Source organism: Microbacterium sp. ZXX196 (assembly GCF_009709595.1).
Taxonomy (GTDB): domain Bacteria; phylum Actinomycetota; class Actinomycetes; order Actinomycetales; family Microbacteriaceae; genus Microbacterium; species Microbacterium excoecariae.
This window is the reverse complement of sequence record NZ_WMEE01000001.1, coordinates 41,969-66,771: the sequence shown is the minus strand read 5'-3', so window position 1 is coordinate 66,771 and position 24,803 is coordinate 41,969. Positions and strand designations below refer to the sequence as shown.

At 72.0% G+C, this 24,803-nt stretch carries 24 protein-coding genes and 2 tRNA genes; 9 read left to right on the top strand and 17 right to left on the bottom strand.

Features of this window, described 5'->3' with window-relative positions:
• The first annotated feature begins 135 nt into the window (after window positions 1–135).
• The 3 genes from pstC to pstB are packed head-to-tail and all read left to right on the top strand — an operon-like array spanning window position 136 to window position 3,058.
• On the top strand, window positions 136–1,131 hold the full coding sequence (gene pstC, locus GJQ66_RS00335; protein ID WP_155047393.1) for a phosphate ABC transporter permease subunit PstC: 996 nt from the start codon (window positions 136–138) through the stop codon (window positions 1,129–1,131).
• Between the two features lies 1 nt (window position 1,132).
• Window positions 1,133–2,230, top strand: coding sequence for a phosphate ABC transporter permease PstA (gene pstA / locus GJQ66_RS00330; protein ID WP_155047392.1), 1,098 nt, complete (start codon window positions 1,133–1,135; stop codon window positions 2,228–2,230).
• 48 nt (window positions 2,231–2,278) lie between these two features.
• Window positions 2,279–3,058 carry a phosphate ABC transporter ATP-binding protein PstB gene (gene pstB, locus GJQ66_RS00325; RefSeq protein WP_166319244.1) on the top strand — a complete coding sequence of 260 codons (780 nt, stop codon included), beginning with the start codon at window positions 2,279–2,281 and terminating at the stop codon, window positions 3,056–3,058.
• A 199-nt stretch (window positions 3,059–3,257) separates the two neighbouring features.
• Here the strand turns inward: pstB and GJQ66_RS00320 are convergent, their stop codons facing one another.
• Window positions 3,258–3,887 carry a DNA-directed RNA polymerase subunit beta gene (locus GJQ66_RS00320; protein WP_155047391.1) on the bottom strand — a complete coding sequence of 210 codons (630 nt, stop codon included), beginning with the start codon at window positions 3,885–3,887 and terminating at the stop codon, window positions 3,258–3,260.
• Between the two features lie 100 nt (window positions 3,888–3,987).
• Here GJQ66_RS00320 and GJQ66_RS00315 point away from each other — a divergent pair, with 100 nt between their 5' ends.
• The gene (locus tag GJQ66_RS00315; protein WP_155047390.1) at window positions 3,988–4,371 is read left to right on the top strand and encodes a DUF1304 domain-containing protein; all 384 of its coding nucleotides are present in this window, start codon (window positions 3,988–3,990) and stop codon (window positions 4,369–4,371) included.
• Window positions 4,372–4,386: 15 nt separating this feature from the next.
• On the opposite strand, the gene GJQ66_RS00310 is transcribed toward GJQ66_RS00315, so the two are convergent.
• From GJQ66_RS00310 to GJQ66_RS00285, 6 genes are all read right to left on the bottom strand, one after another.
• Window positions 4,387–5,280 carry a helix-turn-helix transcriptional regulator gene (locus tag GJQ66_RS00310; protein ID WP_155047389.1) on the bottom strand — a complete coding sequence of 298 codons (894 nt, stop codon included), beginning with the start codon at window positions 5,278–5,280 and terminating at the stop codon, window positions 4,387–4,389.
• A 4-nt stretch (window positions 5,281–5,284) separates the two neighbouring features.
• Window positions 5,285–6,202 carry an MFS transporter gene (locus GJQ66_RS00305; protein WP_155047388.1) on the bottom strand — a complete coding sequence of 306 codons (918 nt, stop codon included), beginning with the start codon at window positions 6,200–6,202 and terminating at the stop codon, window positions 5,285–5,287.
• A gap of 129 nt (window positions 6,203–6,331) precedes the next feature.
• Window positions 6,332–6,407 (bottom strand) — tRNA-Lys (locus tag GJQ66_RS00300).
• 59 nt (window positions 6,408–6,466) lie between these two features.
• Complete coding sequence (locus GJQ66_RS00295) at window positions 6,467–7,051, bottom strand: isochorismatase family protein (protein WP_155047387.1); 585 nt, start codon at window positions 7,049–7,051, stop codon at window positions 6,467–6,469.
• A gap of 102 nt (window positions 7,052–7,153) precedes the next feature.
• The gene (locus GJQ66_RS00290) at window positions 7,154–7,798 is read right to left on the bottom strand and encodes an SDR family oxidoreductase (RefSeq protein ID WP_155047386.1); all 645 of its coding nucleotides are present in this window, start codon (window positions 7,796–7,798) and stop codon (window positions 7,154–7,156) included.
• 88 nt (window positions 7,799–7,886) lie between these two features.
• The gene (locus GJQ66_RS00285) at window positions 7,887–9,335 is read right to left on the bottom strand and encodes a helix-turn-helix transcriptional regulator (protein WP_155047385.1); all 1,449 of its coding nucleotides are present in this window, start codon (window positions 9,333–9,335) and stop codon (window positions 7,887–7,889) included.
• Window positions 9,336–9,478: 143 nt separating this feature from the next.
• On the opposite strand from GJQ66_RS00285, the gene aceA reads away from it, so the two are divergent.
• The 5 genes from aceA (at window position 9,479) to GJQ66_RS00260 (ending at window position 15,146) form a co-directional block, all read left to right on the top strand.
• Window positions 9,479–10,777, top strand: coding sequence for an isocitrate lyase (gene aceA / locus GJQ66_RS00280; protein ID WP_155047384.1), 1,299 nt, complete (start codon window positions 9,479–9,481; stop codon window positions 10,775–10,777).
• A gap of 29 nt (window positions 10,778–10,806) precedes the next feature.
• Window positions 10,807–12,459, top strand: a complete 1,653-nt coding sequence (gene aceB, locus GJQ66_RS00275; protein ID WP_155047383.1) for a malate synthase A — start codon at window positions 10,807–10,809, stop codon at window positions 12,457–12,459.
• 172 nt (window positions 12,460–12,631) lie between these two features.
• A complete protein-coding gene (locus tag GJQ66_RS00270) occupies window positions 12,632–13,252 on the top strand; it encodes a rhomboid family intramembrane serine protease (RefSeq protein WP_155047382.1) in 621 nt (206 codons plus the stop codon).
• Window positions 13,253–13,366: 114 nt separating this feature from the next.
• Entirely contained in the window at window positions 13,367–13,945 is a 579-nt protein-coding gene (locus tag GJQ66_RS00265; protein ID WP_368732477.1) for a thioesterase family protein, read from the top strand.
• 103 nt (window positions 13,946–14,048) lie between these two features.
• The gene (locus GJQ66_RS00260) at window positions 14,049–15,146 is read left to right on the top strand and encodes an NAD(P)-dependent alcohol dehydrogenase (protein ID WP_155047380.1); all 1,098 of its coding nucleotides are present in this window, start codon (window positions 14,049–14,051) and stop codon (window positions 15,144–15,146) included.
• Between the two features lie 88 nt (window positions 15,147–15,234).
• Here GJQ66_RS00260 and GJQ66_RS00255 read toward each other — a convergent pair.
• The 10 genes from GJQ66_RS00255 to GJQ66_RS14500 all read right to left on the bottom strand — a co-directional run bounded on the left by GJQ66_RS00255 (window position 15,235) and on the right by GJQ66_RS14500 (window position 24,711).
• A tRNA-Thr gene (locus tag GJQ66_RS00255) sits at window positions 15,235–15,307 on the bottom strand.
• 99 nt (window positions 15,308–15,406) lie between these two features.
• The gene (locus tag GJQ66_RS00250; RefSeq protein ID WP_368732476.1) at window positions 15,407–16,969 is read right to left on the bottom strand and encodes an alpha/beta hydrolase; all 1,563 of its coding nucleotides are present in this window, start codon (window positions 16,967–16,969) and stop codon (window positions 15,407–15,409) included.
• Complete coding sequence (locus GJQ66_RS00245) at window positions 16,966–18,123, bottom strand: DNA polymerase III subunit delta' (protein ID WP_155047379.1); 1,158 nt, start codon at window positions 18,121–18,123, stop codon at window positions 16,966–16,968. Before GJQ66_RS00245 ends, GJQ66_RS00250 begins: the two co-directional genes overlap by 4 nt.
• 40 nt (window positions 18,124–18,163) lie before the next feature.
• Window positions 18,164–18,796, bottom strand: a complete 633-nt coding sequence (gene tmk / locus GJQ66_RS00240; protein WP_155047578.1) for a dTMP kinase — start codon at window positions 18,794–18,796, stop codon at window positions 18,164–18,166.
• Window positions 18,796–21,609 (bottom strand): type I DNA topoisomerase, encoded by a 2,814-nt coding sequence (gene topA, locus GJQ66_RS00235; RefSeq protein ID WP_155047378.1) that lies wholly within the window; start codon window positions 21,607–21,609, stop codon window positions 18,796–18,798. The genes tmk and topA overlap by 1 nt, the downstream gene beginning before the upstream one ends.
• A gap of 76 nt (window positions 21,610–21,685) precedes the next feature.
• Window positions 21,686–22,912, bottom strand: a complete 1,227-nt coding sequence (locus GJQ66_RS00230; RefSeq protein WP_196215764.1) for a polysaccharide pyruvyl transferase family protein — start codon at window positions 22,910–22,912, stop codon at window positions 21,686–21,688.
• Window positions 22,913–22,923: 11 nt separating this feature from the next.
• Window positions 22,924–23,511 (bottom strand): hypothetical protein, encoded by a 588-nt coding sequence (locus GJQ66_RS00225; RefSeq protein ID WP_155047376.1) that lies wholly within the window; start codon window positions 23,509–23,511, stop codon window positions 22,924–22,926.
• A gap of 473 nt (window positions 23,512–23,984) precedes the next feature.
• A complete protein-coding gene (locus GJQ66_RS00220; protein WP_230379184.1) occupies window positions 23,985–24,305 on the bottom strand; it encodes a helicase in 321 nt (106 codons plus the stop codon).
• Between the two features lie 2 nt (window positions 24,306–24,307).
• Window positions 24,308–24,649 (bottom strand): TadE family type IV pilus minor pilin, encoded by a 342-nt coding sequence (locus GJQ66_RS00215; protein ID WP_155047375.1) that lies wholly within the window; start codon window positions 24,647–24,649, stop codon window positions 24,308–24,310.
• Complete coding sequence (locus GJQ66_RS14500; RefSeq protein WP_230379195.1) at window positions 24,646–24,711, bottom strand: hypothetical protein; 66 nt, start codon at window positions 24,709–24,711, stop codon at window positions 24,646–24,648. The genes GJQ66_RS00215 and GJQ66_RS14500 overlap by 4 nt, the downstream gene beginning before the upstream one ends.
• Window positions 24,712–24,803 lie beyond the last annotated feature (92 nt).

The window sequence follows — 24,803 nt, the reverse complement described above, 5'->3', positions numbered from 1 at the left end:
TCACTCGCCCGACGTTCGGCCGTAGGCTGAATTCGGCACCGGTGCCCCCGCGCCCCTTTCGAGCACGGCTCGACGGGACCGCGGGGGCACCCGCATGACCACCTCTTCTGCACGATCCTCGAAGACTGGGAGCCCATGAGCACCTCTGAGAAGGCGACAGCACCCGAAGCGCCGCCCTCATCGACCCCGGCCGGCAGCATCAAGGCCAAGAAGCGCCCCGGTGACATCGCGTTCTCCGGAACGGCGGTCGGCGCCGGCATCCTGATCCTGCTCGTCCTCGCCGCGACGGCGTTCTTCCTCATCGGGCAGTCGATCCCCGCCATGACAGGCGACCCCGCCGAAAACCCGATCCTCGACGGCGAGTCGTTCTGGAGCTTCGTCGGGCCGCTGATCTTCGGCACGCTCTGGTCCTCGCTCATCGCGCTCGTCATCGCGACGCCGATCGCGGTGGGCATCGCGCTGTTCATCTCGCACTACGCCCCGCGCAAGCTCGCCGCGCTCCTCGGCTACATCGTCGACCTGCTCGCGGCCGTGCCGTCGGTCGTCTTCGGCCTGTGGGGCGCGATCTTCTTCTCCAACTTCCTCCAGCCGTTCTACGTCTGGCTGAACGGCGCCGTGGGCAGCTGGCCAGTCTTCAACCTCTTCTTCGGCGGCCAGGTGTCCCCCACGGGGAACACGATCCTCACCGCCTCGCTCGTGCTCGCGGTCATGATCCTGCCGATCATGACGGCGATCTGCCGCGAGGTGTTCCTCCAGACCCCCAAGCTGCACGAGGAGGCGGCGCTCGCGCTCGGCGCGACGCGCTGGGAGATGGTCACGATGGCCGTCCTGCCCTTCGCCCGCGGCGGCATGGTCTCGGGCGCCATGCTCGGTCTCGGGCGTGCGCTCGGCGAGACGATGGCCGTGACGATGGTGCTGTCCGGATCCCCGATCATCATCCTGCAGCTCCTGCAGTCGGGGAACCCGCTCACGATCCCCGCGAACATCGCGCTCGACTTCCCCGAGGCGTACGGAACGGGCGTCAACGCCCTGATCGCGACGGGCCTCATCCTCTTCATCGTGACGTTCATCGTCAACGCGATCGCGCGCTGGATCGTCAACCGCCGCGCCGAGTTCTCGGGAGCGAACTGACATGACCACCGCATCCGTCTCCGCCCCCACGGGCGCGCTGAGCTCCGGTCGCCTGCCCAAGGGCACGGCGTGGGCCGTGCTCGCCGGCGCCTTCGTCTTGTCGGCCATCATCTTCGCGTTCGCGAACGCCTCGGGCGAGGTCGCCGACTTCAACATCGCCGGCACCCTCTTCGTCGGCATGCTGATCTACCTCGCCGCGATCATGATCCTGTCGTCGATCGCGGAGAGCCGCCGTCACGCGACCGACCGACTCATGACCGGGCTCGTGTCGACCGCCTTCGTCATCGCCTGCCTCCCCCTCGTCTCGGTGCTGTGGACCGTCATCGTCAGCGGCCTGGCCCGCTTCGACGCCGAGTTCTTCAGCTTCTCGATGCGCAACATCACGGGCGAGGGCGGCGGCGCCGTCCACGCCATCTGGGGCACGCTCATCATCACCGGGCTCGCGACGGTCATCTCGGTGCCGATCGGCCTCATGACGTCGATCTACCTCGTCGAGTACGGCCGCGGCGGCCGGCTCGCGAAGGCGATCACGTTCTTCGTCGACGTCATGACGGGCATCCCCTCGATCGTCGCGGGTCTGTTCATCTACTCGGTCTTTGCCCTGATCATCGGGCCCGGGGTCCGGATGGGCATCATGGGCGCGCTCGCGCTCAGCGTGCTTATGATCCCCGTCGTGGTGCGCGGATCCGAGGAGATGCTGCGCATCGTTCCGAACGAGCTGCGCGAGGCGTCCTACGCGCTCGGCGTGCCGAAGTGGCTCACGATCGTCAAGGTCGTTCTGCCCACGTCGATCGCCGGCATCACGACCTCGATCATGCTCTCGATCGCCCGCGTCATCGGCGAGACCGCGCCCCTCCTGCTCACTGCCGGGTACACGAACAACCTGCAGCTGAGCCCGTTCGAGGAGTCGAACGGTCAGATGATGACGCTGCCGGTGTACGCCTACACGCAGTACATGTATCCGAACGCGGCCAACCCCGACGCGTCGCTCGACCGCGCGTGGGCGGCGGCCCTCACCCTCATCGTGATCGTCATGGCCCTGAACCTGCTCGCGCGGCTCATCGCCAAGGTCTTTGCCCCCAAGATGTCCGGTCGCTGACGCGCCACCCGCATCCCGTTCTCGAGACAACACAGAAGGATCCCCCAGGTGTCCAAGAGCATCGAAGTCAACGACCTCAACGTCTACTACGGCGACTTTCTCGCCGTGGAGGGCGTCAACATCGACATCCAGCCCCGCACGGTCACGGCCTTCATCGGCCCGTCGGGCTGCGGCAAGTCGACCTTCCTGCGCACCCTCAACCGCATGCACGAGGTCATCCCCGGCGCGCGCGTGGAGGGCGAGGTGCTGGTCGACGGCAAGAACCTGTACGACTCGGCCGTCGACCCCGTGCTCGTGCGCCGTCAGATCGGCATGGTCTTCCAGCGCCCGAACCCGTTCCCCACGATGTCTATCAAGGAGAACGTTCTGGCGGGCGTGAAGCTCAACAACCGCCGGATGTCGCGCGGCGACCAGGACGAGCTCGTCGAGCGCTCGCTGCGCGGCGCGAACCTCTGGAACGAGGTCAAGGACCGCCTCGACAAGCCGGGATCCGGCCTCTCCGGCGGCCAGCAGCAGCGCCTGTGCATCGCGCGAGCGATCGCCGTCTCGCCCGACATCATCCTCATGGACGAGCCGTGCTCGGCCCTGGACCCGATCTCGACCTTCGCGATCGAGGAGCTGATCGCCGAGCTCAAGAACGAGTACACGGTCGTCATCGTTACGCACAACATGCAGCAGGCCTCGCGCGTGAGCGACAAGACCGCGTTCTTCAACATCGCGGGCACGGGCAAGCCGGGCAAGCTCATCGAGTACGACGAGACGACGAAGATCTTCACGGCGCCGCAGGTGAAGGCGACGGAGGACTACGTCTCGGGCCGCTTCGGGTGATCCACGAGTTCTGAGCGAACATGGAGCCCCGGGGGAATGATCCCCCGGGGCTCCTCGTTACACTGGGTGTGCCGGGCCGCAGTCAAAACCCCGGGCTCCAACTCTTGCCGCTTCGAGCGGCCTTCCGCCGAGAGGCGTTTTCTGCGGCCCGGCACCTCTGCGTTCGGAAGGCGCCGTGCGCCGTGCCGCGCGCGTCGCCTCAGATGAGCTCGTCCCGACGCCACAGCCGCGCGGCGACGTCGAGGTCGTCCGCGATCGACGACAGGCGCAGGGCCCGCGTCGTGAGGGTCGTCGCGCGCTCGGGCTCCGTGGCCTCTGCGTCGTCGGCGAGGTGCGTCGCCCCGGACGCCTCCACCCGGCAGAACGCGGCGGTGCGATCCAGGGCGATCGCGAGGTCGCCCGTGAACGCGCCGCGGAGGATCGTGTCGATGAGCGCGACGAGCTCGGGAGGCGAGACGGGCGTCGGCGCGCCCGCAATGATCGCGTCGCCCGTGTGCAGCGCGGCGCGCCCCCGCTCGTAGAGCAACGCGGCGAGGGCGGCATCGGCGTGGATGCTCGCCTGCACGAGATACAGCCGCCACAGCGTGCCCGGGAGGGTCTTCGCGGGCGAGCGCGACCAGAGCTGCGCGATGTCGTCGATGCCGTGCGTCGAGGCGAACCGGATGAGGCGGTCGACGACCTCCGGGTCCTCCTCCGCCCGCACGCGCGCGAGGAGCGTCGCCGCCGTCTGGTGGGCGGCGCGGGACACCTCGGCCGGGTCCTCCGACGCGAAGAGGCGGTCGAAGGTGCCGGAGGGCCGGAACACGGGCCGGGGAAAGTCGCTCGTCATCGCCCTCCAGGCTACGCTCGCGCGCGGATGTGGGGACCCCGGTGCGGCACAATGTGGAGGGTCCCCGCACATCGGGCGCGGGAGGATCCGGGAGCCTGCCATGCTGATCGTCGGTCTCGTCGCCGCGGCGCTTGCCGCCGCGTTGCACGTGTTCATCTTTTGGCTCGAGTCGGTTGCGTGGACGTCGCCCCGCGCGCGGGCGACCTTCGGCACGTCCCCGGACGAGGCGGCGGCGACCCGGGAGCTCGCGTTCAACCAGGGGTTCTACAACCTGTTCCTCGCGGTCCTCGCAGCGCTCGGCGTCGTTCTCACGGCCGGGGGATGGGTCGCCGGCCCCACGCTGGTCCTCGCGGGGACGGGATGCATGCTCGCGGCGGCACTCGTCCTGCTCATCTCCTCCCCCGACAAGCGGCGGGCGGCCGTGACCCAGGGGGCATTCCCTCTCGTCGCGGTCGCCGCCACAACGATCGCCCTCGCGCTCTGAGGCGCCCGTTTCCCCTCAGACCTCCGTTGATGCCACGCGGTGCGCCGTGCGCGGGGCGTCTTCGGTCATGGCCCAGGACGCGAGGAGGCGCAGGGACTCCTCCGTGGGCGATCCCGGAGTCGCGACGAAGACCGTCATCGAGAGTCCGGGGTCCTGGTCGAGTTCGAGGGTTTGATAGTGGAGCTCGAGCCCGCCGACCACCGGGTGCCGGAAGGTCTTCTGGCCCGCGTAGTGGCGCCGCACGTCGTGCGCCGCCCAGTATTCGCGAAACTCCACGCTTTGAGTGGAGAGCTCGCCCACGAGCGCGTGGAGCCGCTTGTCGCGCGGGTTGCGTCCCGCCTCGCGGCGCAGGATCGTCACGTTCGTCCACGCGGCGCGATCCCAGTCCGGGTAGAAGTCCCGAGCGGACGGATCCAGGAAGATGTGCCGCGAGAAGTTGACGGGCCTGAGTGTCGTGCCCGCGTAAAGCGGCGAATACATGGCGAGTGCCAGCGCGTTGCCCGCGACGAGGTCCATGCGGTTGTTCTGGAGGAACGCGGGCGCGGACTGGATCGCGCCGAGGAGGTACTGCAGCTCCGGGCGCACCGTCGTGTCCGCGGGGGCGAGCGTCGCGCGGACCCCGGCGGGGTTCGCGTTCCGGGCCAGGTCGAACAGGTGCTCGCGCTCGGCCGCGTCGAACATCATGGCCCGAGCGATCGCCTCGAGAACCGCGTCGGAGACGCCGCGGAGGTTTCCCCGCTCGAGGCGTGTGTAGTAGTCCACGCTCAACCCGGCCAGACGGGCGACCTCCTCGCGCCGCAGGCCCGGCACGCGCCGGCGATCGCCGAACGTCTCGATGCCCGCGCGGTCGGGTGTGACGCGTGCCCGGCGCGACATGAGGAACTCGCGCACCTCGGATCGGCTGTCCATCCTGTCACCGTACGACGGTCGCGCCGCGCGAGGGAGGCCCTGTCCGAACCCGTCTCGCCGTGTCGTCCTGGCGCGCGGACCGCCCCTCGCGACGCACGCGCTCACGGAGGACGAGGACGGTCGCGAACGGGCGCGCGTCGCCGAGGCGTCCCGCGACGACGTTGCCGACGAGCGCCCCGGCCCCGAACGCGAGGAGCACGAGGGGCACGGCACCGGGCGCGATGCCGGCGCGGTCCGTGAGGAGCGGCGCGACGAAGCTGTACATCCCCATCACGCCCGCGTTGATGAGCACGCAGGCCGCGAGGGCCAGCCACATCCGCCCGGATCCGAGGGAGCGCACCTCCCCCGCGAGCGGCGGGGCGCCGGCCGCCGACGCCGGCACGAGCCGGAAAACCGGGTAGACAAGGGCGAGGGCCGCGAGAACCGCAAACGGCCCGTGCCACCCCGACGCCTGCCCGAGGAAGGCGCCGAGCGGCACGCCCAGCGCGTTCGCCAGCATGCCCCCGCCGAGCACGATGCCGAGCGCGCCCGCGCTCCGGCCCGGGCCTGCCAGGCGCACCGCCACGACGGCGGCGACCGCCCAGAAGGCCCCCGTCGCGAGCGCGGTCACCGCGCGCATCGCGAGCACGAACGCGAAGTCCGGCGCGAGGACCACGCCGACGTGGCCCAGGCCGAACACGACGAGCGAGAGGACGAGCGTGACGCGGTGAGGCAGGCGCAGCGTGAGGAGCGCCATCGCGGGCGCGCCGACGACCATGCCGATCGCGAACACGGTGATCGCGGGGCCCGCTTGCGAGACCGAGATCTCGAATGCGTCGGCGCCCTCGGGCAGGATCCCGGCGACGACGAATTCGGTCGTGCCCATGAGGAACGTGCCGGCCGCCAGGAGATAGACGGCGAACGGGAGGCAAGACGGGTGCATGCGTCCTTTCCCCGGCGCGCCCCGGGGCGGGTCGTGCGGCGGACACGAGCGTATGGTCCCGCTCGGCGGCGGTGGGAGGCCCCCTCGGAACCCGTTACGCGGATCCCTGGGTGCCCCGCGACGCGCGGATGGTGGGCCCAGAGGGGCTCGAACCCTCGACCCGCGGATTAAAAGTCCGATGCTCTGCCAACTGAGCTATAGGCCCGCGACTACTTTACGGGACCGCGCACGGGGTGCGCCCCGGCCACCTCCGGGACGGGGCGCTTACCGGGTGAGGCCCGATGTCACGAGCGTCGCGCCGGCGCCGACCAGCTCGTCGAGCGCCGCCGCGCTCGCGTCCGCCGAGACCCCCGCGACGAGGTCCGTGAGAACTCGCACGCGGATCCCCTCCCCCAGCGCGTCGCGCGCCGAGGCGAGGACGCAGTGGTCCGTCGCGATCCCGACGACGTCGGCTTCCTCGACCCCCGCGCCCCGCAGGATACCCGCGACCGCCCGACCGTCGTCGGTCGCGCCCTCGAACATCGAGTACGCGGGAATGCCCATGCCCTTCTTCACGTGGTGCGTGACCGCGGCGGGGTCGAGCCAGGGGTCGTACTCCGCTCCGGGCGTGCCCGCGATGCAGTGCGGCGGCCACGTGTCGACGAAGTCTGGGTCCGCGGCGATGTGGCCGCCGTTCGACTCGCCCGCCGTGTGCCAGTCGCGCGAGGCCACGATGACGGCGTAGTCCCGCGCGCGCTCGTTCAGCAGGCGCGTCACTCCGGCGGCCACGGCGTCGCCGCCGGCGACGGCCAGGGCGCCGCCCTCCGTGAAGTCATTCTGGACGTCGACGATGAGGAGTGCGCGGGACATGGCCCGAGCCTACGGGCCGGCGGCCCGCGGGAAAACCCTCGGTTTCGCGGGAGAGCCGCCCGGATCCGCGGGCGGCGGATCCGGGCGGCTCGGGGTCGTGGGTCAGCCGGCGATGGCCTCCGCGATCGGCACGTCGCCGTTACCGAAGGCGATCGTGCGCCCGACGGTCGAGGCGTCCGCGAGCGCGGCGGCGGCAACGGCGGCGACGTCGCCACGCGAGACCACGCCCTGCCCCGGGTGCGCCGTCTCGATGCGCCCCGTCGGCTCGTCGAGCGTCAGCGGGCCGGGGCCGAGGATCGTCCAGTCCAGGTCGGTGCCACGCAGGTACGCGTCGGCGGCCGCCTTGGCCTCGGCGTAGTGGAACAGCCCGTCCTCTTCCGTGAGCCCGTGATCGGGCTTGGATCCGATGAACGAGACCATGACGTAGCGGCGCGCGCCCGCGTGCGCGGCCGCGTCCATGGTGCGGATCGCCGCATCGCGGTCGACGGCGTACGTGCGCGCGGGGCTCCCGCCGCCCGCGCCGGCGGACCAGACGATCTGGTCGTATCCCGTGAACAGCTCGGCGAGCGCGTCGGTGTCGAGCTGCTCGACGTCCGCGACGATCGGCGTGGATCCCGCGGCCGTGATGTCGTCCACGTGCTCCGGATTGCGGATCAGGCTCGCGACGTCGTCGCCGCGCTCGGCGAGCAGCGGCGCGAGACGGAGCGCGACCTTGCCGTGGCCACCGATGATGAGAACGCGCGTCATGGCGTCTCCTTTCTCTCGTCGATCAGGTTCCGCTCCACGCTAACGGCGGAGCGGCCGGCCGGGGCCGCGCCGGCGATATCCGCGCGGATCAGGTCGGCGCGTGCTGCTCGAGGAACGCGTACACGTCCGTCGTGTCCACGCCGGGAAACGCCCCCGTGGGCAGCGTCGCGAGCAGCGTCCGCGGCGTCGCGACGTTCGGCCAGGCGCCCGCGCGCCACTTCTCGGCGAGCCCCTCGGGCGGGCGGCGGCAGCACACCTCGTCAGCGTGCCGGGAGACCCCGCGATGCCGGGTGTCGCGGCCCACGAACCACCGGGTGTCGTCGAAGCGCACCCCCACGCTGACGGAGTGCGCGCCCTGGCTGGAGTGCTCGACCCGCGCCGTGCACCAGTAGGTGCCGCCGCCCGTGTCGGTGTACTGAAAGTAGGGGTTAAACCGGTCGTCCACGTCGAAGACGGCCCGGCTCGTCCACTGGCGGCAGCAGAGCTGGCCCTCGATGGATCCGAGCCGGTCGGTCGGAAAGTTCACGTCGTCGTTCTCGTAGGCCTTCGTGATGGTGCCCGACTCGTGGACCTTGAGGAAGTGCACGGGGATATCGAGGTGCCGCGTGGCCAGGTTCGTGAAGCGGTGCGCGGCCGTCTCGTAGGAGACGGCGTACGCGTCGCGCAGATCCTCGATCGAGATCTCGCGGCGCCTCTTCGCCTCCACGAGCGCCGCCACCGCGTGCGCCTCGGGAACCAGGAGGGCGCCGGCGAGGTAATTCTGTTCGACGCGCTGTCGGAGAAACTCCGCGTAGGACGCAGGCTCGGCGTGCCCGAGGACACGGCTCGCGAGCGCCTGCAGCATCGCGGCGCGCGGATCCGCCGACACCCGGTGCGGCAGGTACAGCCGGCCGTGGCGCAGGTCCACCACGCTGCGCGTGGACGCCGGGAGGTCGGCGACATAGTGGAGCGTCACGCCGAGGTGGGCGGCGATCTCACCGGCCGCGCGCTGCGTGAGCGGGCCGCCGGGATGCCCCACCGCCGCCAGGAGCTCGGCCGCCTGCCGCTCGAGGTCGGGGAAGTAATTGCCCTGGGCCCGCATCAGGCGGCGCAGCTCGAGGTTCGCGCGGCGGGCTTCCTCGGGCGTCGCCTGACGCTCGTCCCGCAGCCGGTCGATCTCCCCCGTCAGCCGGAGGATCGCGGCGATCGCCTCGTCGGGCATGCCCTTGGGGATTCGGAAGGGCGTGAGGCCCAGGGCGCGGAACCGCGGCGAGCGCATCTCGCGCTCGAGCGCGACCTCGAGCGCGCTGCGGGCGTCGAGCGGCTCTTCGCTCACGAGGGTGTCCGCCGAGACGCCTAGGGCCCGGGCGATGGCGCGCAGCATCGACAGGCGCGGTTCGCGACGACCGTTCTCGATCATGGATAACTGGCTGGGGGCGCGCCCCACGGCCGCGGCGAGCTCCGCGAGGGTCATGCCGCGCTCGACCCGGAGCGCGCGCACGCGGCGTCCGACGGCGAGCGCGTCGCCGTCCGGAATCTCGTCGTCGAGGGAATCCATGGCCAGATCATGCCAGACAGATCCGCGATGCGGAACTTCTCGAATATTTCTTCCGAATCCGGCGGTCACGCGGGGAGGTTCTTCCCCGATCGTGGTCTCACCAGACACCGCGGCACCCGCCGCCCGACCGGAGGAGATCGACGATGACCACCACCCCGCACCGCGCCGGAGCGCAGACGCAGACCGCCGCCGAGCTGCAGCTCGAGTGGGACGCGGATCCGCGCTGGGCCGGGATCACCCGCGACTACACGGCCGAGGACGTCATCCGCCTGCGCGGCAGCGTGCGGGAGGAGCCCACACTCGCGCGCCGCGGCGCGGAGAACCTGTGGGACCAGCTCCGGGGCGACTCCTACGTCCGGGCCCTGGGCGCGCTCACGGGCGGCCAGGCCGTGCAGCAGGTCCGCGCGGGCCTGACCGCCATCTACCTCTCGGGGTGGCAGGTCGCCGCCGACGCGAACCTCTCGGGCCAGACCTACCCCGACCAGTCCCTGTACCCGGCGAACTCCGTTCCCGCGGTCGTCCGGCGGATCAACAACGCGCTGATGCGCCAGGACCAGCTCGAGCACGGCGAGGGCGCCGTCACGCGGGACTGGCTCGCGCCCATCGTCGCCGACGCCGAGGCGGGCTTCGGCGGCCCGCTGAACGCGTACGAGCTCGCGCACCAGATGATCCAGGCGGGCGCCGCGGGGATCCACTGGGAGGACCAGCTCGCGAGCGAGAAGAAGTGCGGCCACCTCGGCGGCAAGGTGCTCGTGCCCACGAGCCAGCACGTGCGGACCCTCAACGCCGCCCGCCTCGCGGCCGACGTCGCGGGCGTCCCGACGATCCAAATCGCCCGGACCGACGCGCTCGCCGCCGACCTCCTCACGAGCGACGTCGACGACCGGGACCGCGCCTTCTGCACGGGCGAGCGCACGACCGAGGGCTTCTTCCGCGTCGAGCCCGGCCTCGACCCCGTCATCGCCCGCGGGCTCGCGTACGCGCCCTACGCCGACCTGCTGTGGGTCGAGACGGGTACCCCCGACATCGGGCTCGCGCGCGAGTTCGCCGCCGCGATCCACGCCGAATTTCCGGGGAAGATGCTCGCCTACAACTGCTCCCCGAGCTTCAACTGGTCGGCCGCCCTCGACGACCGGCAGATCGCGCGGTTCCAGGACGAGCTCGCGGAGGTCGGCTACCGGTTCCAGTTCATCACCCTCGCCGGCTTCCATGCCCTCAACCACTCGATGTTCGACCTCGCCCGCGGCTACGCCGAGCGCGCGATGCCGGCCTACGTCGCCCTCCAGAACGCGGAGTTCGCGGCGGAGAAATCCGGCTACACGGCGACCAAGCACCAGCGCGAGGTCGGCACCGGCTACTTCGACCTCGTCTCGAGCGCCCTCAATCCCGCGGCCTCGACCCTCGCGCTCGTCGGCTCCACCGAGTCCGAGCAGTTCCACTGACCCGCCCTCCCCGCCGAACGGATACGATCATGACCCTTATCGACCAGACCATCGCCCCGCACCGAGCGGCGCCCCGCACGCCGCCCGCGATCGACGTCGCCGGCCCCATGCGGGACGGCTTCGCAGACATCCTCACCCCCGACGCGCTCGCGTTCCTCGCCCAGCTTCACGAGCTGTTCGCGGGCCCCCGCTACGACCGCTTGGCCGCGCGGTTGCGTCACGGCTACGAGATCGGCAACGGCCGGGATCCGCGCTTCCGCGAGGACACCCGGCGGATCCGCGAGGACCTGTCCTGGCGCGTCGCGGGGCCCGGCCCCGGCCTCGCCGACCGCCGCGTGGAGATCACGGGCCCGACGGATCCGCGCATGACAATCAACGCGCTGAACTCGGGCGCCCGGGTGTGGCTCGCCGACCAGGAGGACGCCACGAGCCCCACCTGGGAGAACGTCGTCGGTGGGCAGATCTCCCTTGCCGCCGCGATCCGCGGGACCCTCACGCACACGGCCGCGAACGGCCGCGAATACGCCGTCACGGCGGAGCGCACGCCGACGATCGTGATGCGACCGCGCGGCTGGCACCTCGAGGAGCGCCACCTGACCTTTACCGACGCGCACGGCCGCACCATGGCGACGTCTGGATCCCTCGTGGACTTCGGGCTGTACGCGTTTCACAACGCCCGGGAGCTCGTCGAGCGGGGCCGCGGTCCGTACTTTTACCTGCCCAAGATCGAGCAGGCCGAGGAGGCCCGGCTGTGGGATCAAGTGTTCTCCTTCACGGAGCACTACCTGGGGCTCGCCCACGGCACGATCCGCGCGACGGTCCTCATCGAGACGCTGCCCGCAGCGTTCCAGATGGAGGAGATCCTCTACGAGCTGCGCGACCACTGCGCCGGCCTGAACGCGGGGCGCTGGGATTACATCTTCTCCATCATCAAGACGTACCGCGGCCGCGGGTCGCGCTTCGTCCTCCCCGACCGCAACGAAGTCACCATGACGGTCGGATTCATGCGCGCCTACACGGAGCTCCTCGTGCGCACCTGCCACCGCCGCGGCGCGTATGCCATCGGCGGCATGAGCGCCTTCATCCCGAACCGGCGCGACCCCGAGGCGAACGAGCGCGCCCTCGCGAAGGTCGCCGCCGACAAGCAGCGCGAGGCGCGCGACGGCTTCGACGGCACGTGGGTCGCCCACCCCGACCTCGTGCCGGTTGCCGAGGCGGAGTTCGACGCCGTGCTCGGCGATCGCCCCCACCAGCTCGGCCGCGTCCGGGAGGACGTGCAGGTGCGCGAGCGCCACCTGCTCGATCTGTTCATCGGACGCGGGATCACCGACGCCGGGGTCCGCGAGAACGTCGAGGTGGCGATCCGGTACATCGAGGCCTGGCTGCGCGGTCAGGGCGCCGTCGCGATCGGCGGGCTGATGGAGGACGCCGCAACGGCCGAGATCTCCCGGTCGCAGGTCTGGCAGTGGATCCGCCAGGACTGCGTCACGACAGAGGGCACGGCCATCACGCGGGAGCACGTCGCGGGCCTCGTCGACGCGGTGCTGCGGGACGCGCCGCGCACGCCGGACGACCGGTTCGACGACGCGGCGGACGTCTTCCGCGACGCCGCGCTCTCGCCGACCTTCGCGCCGTTCTTCACGACGAAGGCGTACGCGGACCACCTCGCCCCGCGGGCCTGAGCCTCGGCGCGCCTGGCGGGGGCTCACCCCCCGCCAGGCGCTCACGCGGGCGGCGCGCCCGGTGCGTCGCCGCCCGTGGGCTCCGTCGACGTGTCCACGCGGGCCACAAGCGGAGGTATCCGTTTGCTTGGAGTCGCGCCGCGCCCGCCGCCTGGCGTGTCACACTCGTCCCATGCCCGCCGCACCGCCCTCCCGCCCGGGCGGGAGCATCCCCTCGCGGCTGCTGCAGCCCGTCCTGCTCCTCGCCGTCATGTGGGCCGCGCGGATCATGGACGACCTCCTCCCGTACGACGCGAACCGCGAGCTGGGGATCCAGTCGTGGGCGTGGGAGGGGCTCGACGGGATCCTCGTCTCCCCCGTGCTCCACGGCAGCTGGGCGCACCTCGGCGCGAACACCGTGCCCTTTCTCGCGCTCGGCGTGCTCGTCGCGCTCGACGGGGCGGGCCGTTTCTGGGGCGTCACCGCCGTCATCGCGGTGTTCGGCGGACTGGGCGTGTGGCTCGTCAGCCCGCCCGGGACGATCACGGTGGGGGCGTCGGGCCTCGTGTTCGGGTACTTCGGGTACCTGCTGGTCCGGGCGTTCGTCGCGCCGTCGCTCGGGCACGGCATCCTCTATGCCCTCCTCGCGATCGGCGTCGCCGCCGTCTACGGCACCTCGATGCTCGCGGGCATCATCGACGCGGGCGCGGGCGTGAGCTGGCAGGCGCACCTGTTCGGCGGCATCGGCGGCGCGTACGCGGCCGTCCTGCTACGCCCGCGGCGGATCCGGCGGGCGCCCGCCCCGCCCGGCTGACGCCCCGCGGTTCCGGGCCTCTCCTCGCGCCTCGGGCCTCACACCGCGGGGGCGTTGTGGGGCGCGCACAATAGCCCGCGGCCGTCAGGTCCGAAGCCGGTAGCGTCGCCCGTCGTGAACGTTCTCTGGCGCACGATCCTCGTCCTTTTCCGCGCGCGTCGGCGGCACCGCCGCGGTGATACCCTCGCCTACGACGACATCGGGCGGATCCGCCTCACCACGCTGCCGACCGACATCGACCTCCTCCGTCACATGAACAACGGGCGCTACCTGTCGCTGTTCGACCTCGGGCGGTGGGACTTCACGACGCGCACGGGGCTCTCCGACGTCTTCCGCGACAACGGGTGGTACGCGGTCGTCGCGAACGAGACGATCTCGTTTCGCCGCTCGCTCCAGCTCTGGCAGCGCTTCGAGCTCGAGACGCGGTGGCTCGGCTACGACGATCGCGCGCTGTTCCTCGAGCACCGCGCAATCGTCGGCAGCGAGATCGCCGCGCGCGCCGTGATTCGCGCGCGGATCCTGCGCCGCGGGGGCGGATCCGTCACGCACGACGAGCTGTTCTCCGCGATGGGCATCTCCGGGGGCTTCCCCGAGGTCCCGGCCTGGGTCCACGACTGGGCGGCCGCGGCGAGCCTGCCGAGCACGCGCCAATCGGCCCCGCGCGACTGGCAGGACACACCGCGGAGGGGGTGACGAACTCGATTCACGGGAATAAGATGGCGGCGGCGACCTCCCCGTGGGCCGCCGCGTTCCGCGCCGCGAGCGCACCCGTCGCGGCGTACGAAAGGATGATCCCATGAAGGTCACGGCAGCCGTTGCCACGGCCCCCGAGCAGCCGCTCGACATTCGCGAGCTCGAGCTGGACGACCCGCGCCCGCTCGAGGTGCAGGTGCGCCTCGTCGCGAGCGGCGTATGCCACACCGACGCCATCGTGCGCGACCAGTGGTACCCGGTGCCGCTGCCCGCCGTCCTCGGCCACGAGGGCGCCGGCGTCGTCGAGAAGGTCGGCGCGGGCGTCACGTCGGTCGCCCCGGGCGACAAGGTCGTGCTCGCGCCGGCATCCTGCGGCACGTGCACGCAGTGCATCGGCGGCCACCCTGCCTACTGCACGAAGTTCTACGAGCTGAACTTCGGCGGCGCGCGCCCCGACGGATCCACCATGTTCCGCGACGGCGACACCTCGGTCGCGTCGAACTTCTTCGGTCAGTCGTCGTTCGCCTCCGTCACGAATGTCAACGAGCGCGGCGTCGTCAAGGTCGCCGACGACGCCCCCCTCGACATCCTCGGCCCGCTGGGCTGCGGCATCCAGACCGGCGCGGGCGCCGTCCTCAACGTCCTGCGCCCGGGGCCCGGCTCCTCGATCGTGATCTTCGGCACGGGCGCCGTGGGCATGGCCGCCATGCTCGCCGCGGTCGCCTCCGGGTGCACGACGATCATCATGGTCGACATCGTCGACTCCCGCCTCGAGTTCGCCCGCGAACTCGGCGCCACGCACACCATCAACTCGCGCGGCACCGACCCCGTCGAGGCCGTCAAGGAGATCACGGGCGGCGGCGCGAACTTCGCGCTCGACTCGACCGGCGTGAAGTTCGTCTTCCCGCAGATGGTCGCCTCGCTCGGCACGCGCGGTCACGGCGCGCTCGTGGGCGCCTCCCCGCTCGGCACGGAGGCGCCGTTCGACATCGGCACGCTGCTGCTCACGGGGCTCACCGTCAGCATGGTCGTCGAGGGCGACTCGGTGCCGCAGGAGTTCATCCCGAAGCTCATCGACATGCACGCACGCGGCCTGTTCCCGTTCGACAAGCTCGTGAAGCACTACGCGTTCGCGGACATCAACGAGGCGTTCGCCGACTCGGAGTCGGGCGCGACGCTGAAGCCCGTCGTCACGTTCTGACGCCGCAGCGCCCGGCCCGATCGGGCCGGGCGCGGCCGGCGCACCAGGCACGAAAAAGGCCCCGGGAATCCCGGGGCCTTTCTGTTCGAGCCACCTGTCGGAATCGAACCGACGACCTATTCATTACGAGTGAATCGCTCTGCCGACTGAGCTAAGGTGGCGTCTCGCGCCGCGCGAGCGGCACGAGAGACAATATTACCCGCTTGCCCGCCCGCGCGCGAATCCGACCCGCACCCCGGGCGTGCCGCGGGATCCGCCCGTCAGCAGGTCGCGCCGTCGGCGGGCACCTCGCCGTCGATGAGGTAGGCCTCGACGGCGGAATCGACGCAGTCGCTGCCCGCCTTGTACGCCGTGTGCCCCTCGCCCTCGTAGGTGAGCAGCGTGCCGCTGTCGAGCTGATCGGCGAGCGAGACGGCCCACTCGTAGGGGGTCGCGGGGTCGCCCGTCGTGCCGACCACGAGGATCGGGGCGGCGCCGGCAGCGTGGATCTCGCCGCGCTCGCCCGTCGGCTCGTACGGCCAGAACGCGCACACGTCGGCGCCCAGCATGTACTGCCACGTCACGGGAGCCTGCTCGGAAAGGATCCGCTCGTCCTCCGCCGACGTGTCCTCCGACTCGGTCGGGTAGTCCATGCAGTTGTAGGCCGTGAACGCCTCGGTCGAGTTCGTGGGGTAGGTGCCCTCCTCGCGGCCGTTGTAGAAGTCCGCGAGGAACATCGCCATGGTGGCGTCGCCCTGGAGCGCGCCGGCGAGGGCCTCGGTCAAATACGGCCAATTCTGCTCGCTGTAGAGCGCCGCGACGACCGCGGTCATCAGCGCGTCGCCGCCGAGCTCGCGGCCGTCCGCGGCCACGAGCGGCGCGCGGTCAACCGACGCGAGGAGCGCGGCCACGTCGTCCATCGCCTGATCCGCGGATCCGCGGAACGGGCACGACGCGCCCTCGAGGCAGCTCGCGAGGTAGGTGCGGAACGACTCCTCGAACGCGATGACCTGCGTGCGCCCGACCTCGCTGCCCGACACCGAAGGGTCGATGGCCCCGTCGAGCACGAGGCGGCCGACGTTCTCGGGGAACAGCTCGGCGTACGTCGCGCCCAGGAACGTCCCGTACGAGTACCCGAGGTAGTTCAGCTGCGCGTCGCCGAGGACGGCGCGCAGGAGGTCCATGTCGCGCGCCGCCTGCTCGGTCGTGACGAACTCGAGCACCTCGCCGGAGTTCTCGGCGCACGCGTCCGCGAACGCCTCCGCCTTCTCGTCGAGCGCGGCCTCCCACTCCTCGGAGCCTCGCTCTCCCGCCGGGATGTCATAGAGGTAGGCGTCCATCTCGGCGTCGTCGAGGCACGACACCGGCGTCGATCGCGAGACGCCGCGCGGGTCGAACCCCACGACGTCGTAAGTGGCCAGGAGGTCCTCCCCGATCCCGTCGTACTCGAGCGAACTGTAGAGCAGATCGATGCCCGAGGATCCGGGCCCGCCCGGGTTGATCAGGAGGGAGCCCGCGGGATCGGCGGGGCGGTTGGCGGGACGCGCGATCCGTAGCTCGATCTCGCCCGCGCCGGGATCCGCCCAGTCCTGAGGCGCAGTGACCGTGGCGCACTCGACCTCGACGCTCGTCTGCGGACCGTCGCACGCCTCCCACGCGAGCGTCTGCTCGTAGAACGGCAGGAGGTCGGCCGGCACGCCGTCGGTGGCGGGGGCGGTCGTCTCCTCGCCGGCGCCCGGCACGAGGTCCGGGAGGGGGTTCGCGCACCCCGCGAGCAGGAGGACGGTCGCGGACGCCGCGGCCACGAGGCTGAGGGCGCGCCGGGCGCGGGTGAGTGAGGTCACGGCTTCCTTCCGCTGACGATGGTCACGAGCAGGCTTTCGAGCGCGAGCGCGGGCTGGACGTTGCGCTCGAGCGCGGCGCGCGTCTCGGCGATGTGGTCGAGGATCGTGAGGGCGCGGCGGGGGCGCCAGGCCTGGGCGACCTGCCGGATGTCGTCGACGAGCTCAAGGTTGATCATGCCCTCCTCGCGGCCAAGCTGGGCCAGCGCGATGTCGCGAAACAGCGACTGCATGTCGGTGAGCACGCGGTCGAGCCCGTCGCGCACCCCCCTCTTCGCGCGACGCTCCTGCTCGTCCTTGAGCGCGTTCAGCTGCGACCGCACGGCGGGCGGGACCTTCGCGCCGTCGGGCACCCCGACCGTGCGCAGCAGGGCCTGGCGCTCCGCCTCGTCGCGCTCGGCGTTCAGGGCCTTCGCGTCGTCGGTGGCGGCCTGCACGATGCGCCCGGCGATCTGCACGACGTCGCCGATCGCGCGCACCCGGAGGACGTCACGAAGGGTCTGGTCGCGCCGGACGCGCGAGGGCTCGTCGGTCGCGAGGCGCTGCGCCATGCCGATGTGGCGCTGTGCGTGGCGGGCGGATTGCTCCGCGATGGCGCGGTCGACGCCCGTGCGCACGGTGATGAGGTGCGCGACGTCGTCAACCTCGAGCTCGCGCAGCCGCAGCGAGCGCACCCGCGAGCGGATCGTCGGCAGCAGGTCGGCCTCGCTCGGCGCGCACAGCACCCACACCGTGTGCTCGGGCGGCTCCTCGAGGGCCTTGAGGAGCACGTTCGAGGTGCGCTCGGTCATGCGGTCGGCGTCCTCCACCACGATCACGCGGTGACGCCCCACCGAGGGCGCGTAGTAGGACCGCTCGACGATGTCGCGCGCCTGCTTGATCGTGATGATCACGCCCTCCGTGCGCAGCCGCGTGAGGTCGGGGTGCGTCCCCGCGAGGACCTGTCGCATCGTCGCCTCGTCGCCCGGGCCGCCCGCGATGAGTGCGGCAGCGAACGCGAGCGCCAGCGTGGATCGCCCGGACCCGGGAGGGCCCGTCACGAGCCAGCCGTGCGCCAGCTGGGCCGGGTCGGCGGCGGCGCGCTGGAGCGTCTCGACGGCGTCGCGCTGGCCCAGCACGTCGCCCCACGGGATCGCGGCGGCGGAAGTCAGGGGCATGCGTTCAGCCTACGGGGAGCCACCGACAACGAGCCGGGCCTCACACGAGCGGCGCGACGCGGGCACGGATCCGCTCGGCGATCCGCTCCGGATCCGCCGACGCGTCCACGACGAGGAAGCGGTCGGTCTCGGCCGCGGCCAGCTCGAGGAACGCCTCGCGCACGCGCCCGTGGAACTCGGCCGCCTCGGCCTCTAGGCGGTCGAACGGCCTGTCGTCGGCGTCGAGCCGCCGTCGCGCCGCGGCCGGGGCGAGATCGAGCAGCACGGTGAGGTCGGGAAGCGCGCCGCCCGTCGCCCACAGCGACAGGTCGCGCACCTCGGTCATCCCCAGCACTCGCCCGGCGCCCTGATAGGCCACGGACGAGTCGAGGTACCGGTCCTGCAACACGACCTCGCCGCGCGCGAGCGCGGGCAGCACGCGCGTCGCGACGTGGTGCGCGCGGTCGGCGGCGTACAGCAACGCCTCCGCGTGCGGGGCGATGTCCCCGCGGTGGTGCAGGACGAGCTCGCGGATCCGCTCGCCCACCTCAGTGCCGCCCGGCTCTCGCGTGCGCACGACCGCGCGGCCGCGGGCGGCGAGCCACTCCTCCAACAGGCGCGCCTGGGTCGTCTTGCCCACGCCGTCGCCGCCCTCGAAGGTGATCCACGGCGCGCGGCGGGCCGCGGGTTCCATCACTCCCCCGCGGCCTCGCGCGCGGCCTTGTTCCGCGCGCGAGTCGCGGCGGCCTTCTTGGCGGCCTCCGAGCGCGCGGCCGAGACCTCCTTGCCCGCGGCGGTCGTCTTCTTCGCGGGCGCCTTCTTCGCGGGCGCCTTCTTGGCCGCGGCCCCGCGCTTCTTCGCCGGCCCCTTCGCCCGTTTGTCCGCGAGCAGCTGCACGGCGCGCTCGAAGTCGACGTCGGTCGCCGTCTCCCCGCGCGGGATCGTGGCGTTCGTCTCCCCGTCCGTGACGTAGGGGCCGAACCGGCCGTCCCGGATCCGAATCGCCTTCCCGCTCGTCGGGTCTTCCTTCTCGAACTCCTTCAGGGAGCTCGCCGCGCGACGGGCGCCGTACTTCGGCTTCGCGTAGACCTCGAGCGCCTCGTCGAGGGTGATGTCGAAGATCTGTTGCTCCGCCTCCAGCGACCGCGAGTCGCTGCCCTTCTTCAGGTAGGGGCCGTAGCGGCCGTTCTGCGCCGTGATCTCCTCGCCGGAGGCGGGATCCGTCCCGACCGTGCGCGGCAGGGCGAGCAGCGCGAGCGCCGTGTCGAGGTCGATCGTCTCGGGCGACATGCTCTTGAACAGCGATGCGCGCCGGGGCTTGGGCGCCGCGGCCTTCTTCGTCGCCTTCGCGGGCGACTCGGTAACCTCGCCCGTCGCAGGGTCGACCTCGCCCGGCTCCTCGGGCTCGCTCTCCTCGAGGTACGGACCGAAGCGGCCGTCCTTGACCACGACGATCTTGCCGTTGTCGGGGTTCTCCCCGAGCACGCGGTTGCCGGCGACGGGCTGGTCGATGAGCTCCTGGACCTTCTCGGGCGTGAGCTCGTCGGGCGCCAGCTCCTCGGGCACGTTGATCCGGCGCGGATCCGCCTCCGGCGCATCGGGATCGACGACCTCGAGGTAGGGACCGTACTTGCCGAATCGCAGGGTCGCGCGCTCCGTGATGGGGGTCGCGTTCAGCTCGCGGGCGTCGATCTCGCCGAGGTTCTCGACGATCGTCCGGAGGCCGGGGTGCTCGCCGCCGCCGAAGTAGAACGACTTCAGCCAGTCGGAGCGGTCCGCCTCGCCGCGGGCGATCCGGTCGAGATCCTCCTCGAGCTCCGCCGTGAAGTCGTAGTCGACGAGGTCGCCGAAGTGGCGCTCGAGGAGGCGGATCACGCTGAACGCGAGCCAGGTCGGCACGAGGGCCTGCCCGCGCTTGACGACGTAACCGCGGTCGAGGATGACGCCGATGATGCTCGCGAACGTCGAGGGCCGGCCGATGCCGCGCTCCTCCAGCGCCTTGACGAGGCTCGCCTCCGTGTAGCGCGGCTTGGGCGAGGTCTGGTGGCCCTTCGCCTCCGCGTCCGACAGCTGGACGGCGTCGCCGACCGCGACCTGCGGGAGCTGCTGGTTCTGGTCCTCCTCCGAGGCGTGGCGCTTCTCGTCGGCGCCCTCCTCGTAGGCCTCGAGGAAGCCCTTGAACGTGTACACCGTGCCCGAGGCCGTGAACTCCAGCGCGCGATCGTCCGCGTCGGCCGCGAGCGTGATCGTCGTGGTCTCGAGCTTCGCGTCGCTCATCTGGCTCGCGATCGTGCGCGTCCAGATCAGGTCGTACATCCGCTGCTCGTCGCGGCCGAGCTGGCCGACGACCTCCTTCGGCGTGCGGAAGGTGTCGCCCGAGGGGCGAATCGCCTCGTGCGCCTCCTGCGCGTTCTTCGACTTCGACGGATACACGCGCGGCTTGGCCGGGATCGCGGCGTCGCCGTAGAGCGCGACGGCCTGCGACCGCGCGGCCTGCACGGCCTGCGCGCTGAGGCTCGTCGAGTCGGTACGCATATAGGTGATGTAGCCGCGCTCGTAGAGGCTCTGCGCGACGGACATCGCGACCTTCGCGGTCATCCCGAGCTTGCGCCCGGCCTCCTGCTGCAGCGTCGAGGTCGTGAACGGCGCGGACGGACGGCGCGTGCCGGGCTTCGCCTCGACCTTCGTCACCGCCGCGGATCCGGCCCGCTCGATCGCGGCCGCGAGCCGCGTCGCCTGCTCCTCGTCGAGGACGACGACGGCCTTGGTCAGCTCGCCCTTGTCGTTGAAGTCGCGCCCCGAACCGAGCGGGGAGCCGTCGATCCGGGCGAGGCGGATCCCGAACCCGGTTTGCTCGCGCGTGGCGCGCGCCGAGATCGACCAGTAGCTCGCGGACACGAACGCCATGCGCTCCCGCTCGCGGTCGACGACCATGCGCGTGGCCGCCGACTGCACGCGGCCGGCGCTGAGCGCCTGGCCCGAGGCGCCGGATCCGACCTTGCGCCAGAGCACGGGCGAGACGTCCCAGCCGTACAGGCGGTCGAGCACGCGACGCGTCTCCTGCGCGTCGACAAGGGAGGTGTCGAGCTCGCGCGTGGACTCAACGGCCTTGCGGATGGCGTCCTTCGTGATCTCGTGGAACACCATGCGCTTGACCGGGACCTTGGGCTTCAGGGTCTCGAGAAGGTGCCACGCGATGGCCTCGCCCTCGCGGTCGCCATCGGTCGCGAGCACGAGCTCGCTCGCCCCCTTGAGCGCGCGCTTGAGCTCGCTCACCGTCTTCGTCTTGCGGTCGCTCACGACGTAGTACGGGGTGAAGCCGTGCTCGATGTCGATCGAATAGCGGCCGTACGCGGCGCGATCCTTCTCGGGGATGTCGCGCTTGTCGGCGAGGTCGCGGATGTGCCCGACCGAGCTCAGTACCTCGTAGTCGTCTCCGAGATAGCCCTGGATAGAGCGCATCTTGGTGGGCGACTCGACGATGACGAGTTTCTTGCCATCTGCCAAAGGGGGCGTCCTTTCTTCGATGCACACCATACACACCGGGCACTGTGCGCCGGCGTCGACCGCCGGACGCGGGTCCCTAGCCGCGCGCGGCGCGCCGCGGCCACGGCACGCGGGGGCGCCGGGGCGCGGCGGGGAGAACCGCGCGCCCCGCGGACGCGGTCGCCTCGCCGCGCGCGATCGCCCGCGCGAGGCGGAGCCGCCCCGTCGCGGCGACCCGCGCCGCGACGGAGGCGTCGTCGTCCGGTGCTCCGGGCAATGCTCGGGCGAGGGCACGGGCGACGCGCGCGTCCAGGTCGCGACGAGCCTCGCTCGTGGCGAGGTGGGCGTCGGCGGCGGCGACCACGTCCGCTCGGGTGCTCCGCGGATCCGCGCACGCCTCGAGCAGCTCCGTGAGCTCTCGGGGCTGCCGGGCGACGAGGAGCCTCGCGCGGACGATCGCCTGCGCCGCGGGATCCGGCGTCTCCCACCCCGCGCGAATCGTGAGGTCGTCGAGCGCGCGGCGCGAGGCGCGGCGCAGCTCGGCGTAGTCGGCGGAATCGTCGGCGAGCGCGGTCGCCGGCTCGGCCGACCACATGTCCGTCGGGAACGCGGCCTCGAGCGCGTCGAGATCGACCTCGGCGGCGGGGACGGGCCCCAGGCGGACCGCTTCGTCGACCGTCTGCGCGAAGGTCACGTCCGCGCGCCCCGTGCCGGCGTAGTAGTCGACGTATTTAAAGGCGTGCTCGGCGCGCGGCACGACGGGACGGGACGGGACACCGTAGGCGTCGGCCAGAATGAGAGCGTGGAGCGAGCTCGCCACGACGAACTCGGCGCCGGCGATCCGCGGCACGATATCGAACGGATCCCCCAGCGGGCTGAGCACGCCCTCGTCGCGGAACCGGTCGGCCTCGTTGAGATTCGGCACCACTACGACGCCGGCGGACGCCACGGGTCGCACGTCCGGGAACAGGCGCGGAAACAGCAGCGCGGGATCGCCATAGACCGCGGGGGTCGCGACGCCGAATCCGAGGAGGACCGACCGCGTCAGCGGGCCGCGCACCGCGCGGACGTCGAGCGGGTAGTGGAGGCGCTGGCGCACCTTGCCGTTGACGCCGGCTCCCCATATGACATCCCCGCCGCGGGCGAACTGGAGCACGCTGCCGACGGAGAGGAGCCTGCCGGGCCGCGTCGCCGCCGCGTCGCCCGAGAGCGCCGCCACGATGGCCGGGCCGATTTCGTCCCCGAAGTTCGCGGGCCCGCCCGCGCCGTCCGGCACCCATCGCGGTACGCGGACGCCGCCGATCTCCTCTTCGGTAAAACTCACGCGCGTCACCCTCACACTTCGTCGACTCCGCGCCCCCGAGCGCGACAGCTCCAGTCTCGCACGCCGTGCGCGACGCTCAGATCGACCCACTGCGCTCGGCGCGGACCCTGGAATCGGCGAGAAGGAGCCCCGTGCTCGGATTCACTCAGCTCGCGCGGCGTCGAGACGCCGCGTTCGTCGGCGCGGTGCGCCGTATCGCGGGTCGCCACGACCACGTCGGCGTGTTCAATCCGAGCCTGGGGCGCGTCGGGGAAACGACGCTTCTTGCCTATCGAGCGATCCCGCGCGGCGAGCGCGCCATCCGCGCGTACCTCGCGACCTGGACAGCGGATCCGATGGCCCACGAGCTCACCGACCTCACGCTCTTCGGCGAGGAACTGGGGCTGCCGCGCGTGGCGGATCCGAAGATCGTCACGGGAGCAGACGCAACGTACGTCACCTTCAACATCGGGTTCTCGAAGTCGGTCGACAACGACATCTATCTGATGTCCGCGTACCTGCGCGTCGGCCGCCCGCAGCGTATCGTCGCGGATTTCGATCGTCAGCGCGTCGAGAAGAACGGGGCGTTCGTGCTGCCCGCACATCACGGTCGCCTTCACGCCGGAGATGCTGGATCCCGAGCGCGGATCCGCCGCCGTGACGACGGCCGCGGAGACCTAGAAGACGAAGAACGCCTCGGCCCTCGACCCGGCGCGGGCGTTCGCCTGGCACGCCGAGCCCGGCGCGCACGCGCGGGCGATCGGTGTCCTCTGCACCGACGAGGTCCGCGACTTCGCGTATCCGGACGTCCCGACCGTCCGCGCCCGCGCGGCCGCTCTGATCGCCCGCAAGGAGGTCGCGGCAGCGATGGAGGATGCGCTGCTCGCGGCCGGGGACGACGGCGTGCGCGTCGAACGCGCCGGGCGCCGGACCGGGGCACGCTCCTCGTGCCCCAGTCCGGCGCGCTGCGGCGCGCCGGACTGCCCGACCAGGCACGCGCCGCGGCGACCGTCCGGCGCGATCGACGCGCGGCGCGCCTGTCGACCCGGACGCTCACCGCGCGCGCCGTGCGCCGGACGCGCTCAGCCGCGCCTCACGCGGGTGGCGGGCCGGCCCGGGCCGCCACCCGCACGGGGAACCGCGCGAACGCGCCCTCGGCCACGACCGTGACGGTCATGCCCTCGAGTGCGCACGAGACGATCGCCGCGCCCTGGGCGGAGGCGACGCGCGCTGCCCGCGCGCACGGCTCCCCCGTCGCGTAGCCCGCCGCCGCGTCGGCCGCGGCGAGGGCCGCGGCGTCGGCCACGCCGCTCACGCGCTGCGCCTCGGCGGCGGCCGCCCCGACGCCGGCGACACCCACGGCGAGCCCCGCCGCGACGCAGACCGCGGACGCCGCGGCGATCGACGCTCCCACGGCTACAGCCCTCCCGCGAGCGCGCAGCTCGTCGCGGAGATCGCGACGCGCAGGCCCGCGACGGAAGGATCCGCGGACGCCGTCACGCACACGAGGTCGCCGTCCTCCGAGACGCGGAGATCCGCCCCGGCCACGGCCGCCGCCACGACGCCCGGGGCGCGCTCCGGCTCGCCGCGCGCGACGAGGCGGGCCGCGTCCGCCGCCGCGTCCTGGAGCCGCACCTGCGTGCCCGCGACGCCGACCGCGCCCACGGCCAGCACCGCGACGGCGACGACCGCGGGGAGGGCGACCGCGAACTCCGCCGAGGCGGAGCCGCGGTCGCCCCGGGGAAGGAGCCGGATCATGGCACCTGCAGCGCCTGTTCGATGATGCCGTTCAGCAGTGACTGCACGCCGCCGGAGCGCATGATCGCGACGAGCACGCCGGCGATCGCGACCGCCGCCATCCTCCCGTCCCGGTGAGTTTCTCGGGAGCGGTGTGCAGCGGCACCGGCGCGGG

What these genes read in the sequence shown, in the direction of transcription:
- GJQ66_RS00260 (WP_155047380.1), top strand. Translation starts at nt 14,049, where the DNA reads ATGAAGGTCACGGCAGCCGTTGCCACGGCCCCCGAGCAGCCGCTCGAC.
- tmk (WP_155047578.1), bottom strand. Translation starts at nt 18,796, where the DNA reads ATGGAACCCGCGGCCCGCCGCGCGCCGTGGATCACCTTCGAGGGCGGC.
- GJQ66_RS00310 (WP_155047389.1), bottom strand. Translation starts at nt 5,280, where the DNA reads ATGGACAGCCGATCCGAGGTGCGCGAGTTCCTCATGTCGCGCCGGGCA.
- GJQ66_RS00215 (WP_155047375.1), bottom strand. Translation starts at nt 24,649, where the DNA reads ATGATCCGGCTCCTTCCCCGGGGCGACCGCGGCTCCGCCTCGGCGGAG.
- GJQ66_RS00285 (WP_155047385.1), bottom strand. Translation starts at nt 9,335, where the DNA reads ATGGATTCCCTCGACGACGAGATTCCGGACGGCGACGCGCTCGCCGTC.
- GJQ66_RS00305 (WP_155047388.1), bottom strand. Translation starts at nt 6,202, where the DNA reads ATGCACCCGTCTTGCCTCCCGTTCGCCGTCTATCTCCTGGCGGCCGGC.
- aceA (WP_155047384.1), top strand. Translation starts at nt 9,479, where the DNA reads ATGACCACCACCCCGCACCGCGCCGGAGCGCAGACGCAGACCGCCGCC.
- GJQ66_RS00270 (WP_155047382.1), top strand. Translation starts at nt 12,632, where the DNA reads ATGCCCGCCGCACCGCCCTCCCGCCCGGGCGGGAGCATCCCCTCGCGG.
- GJQ66_RS00290 (WP_155047386.1), bottom strand. Translation starts at nt 7,798, where the DNA reads ATGACGCGCGTTCTCATCATCGGTGGCCACGGCAAGGTCGCGCTCCGT.
- GJQ66_RS00320 (WP_155047391.1), bottom strand. Translation starts at nt 3,887, where the DNA reads ATGACGAGCGACTTTCCCCGGCCCGTGTTCCGGCCCTCCGGCACCTTC.
- aceB (WP_155047383.1), top strand. Translation starts at nt 10,807, where the DNA reads ATGACCCTTATCGACCAGACCATCGCCCCGCACCGAGCGGCGCCCCGC.
- GJQ66_RS00245 (WP_155047379.1), bottom strand. Translation starts at nt 18,123, where the DNA reads ATGCCCCTGACTTCCGCCGCCGCGATCCCGTGGGGCGACGTGCTGGGC.
- pstA (WP_155047392.1), top strand. Translation starts at nt 1,133, where the DNA reads ATGACCACCGCATCCGTCTCCGCCCCCACGGGCGCGCTGAGCTCCGGT.
- GJQ66_RS00295 (WP_155047387.1), bottom strand. Translation starts at nt 7,051, where the DNA reads ATGTCCCGCGCACTCCTCATCGTCGACGTCCAGAATGACTTCACGGAG.
- pstC (WP_155047393.1), top strand. Translation starts at nt 136, where the DNA reads ATGAGCACCTCTGAGAAGGCGACAGCACCCGAAGCGCCGCCCTCATCG.
- GJQ66_RS00315 (WP_155047390.1), top strand. Translation starts at nt 3,988, where the DNA reads ATGCTGATCGTCGGTCTCGTCGCCGCGGCGCTTGCCGCCGCGTTGCAC.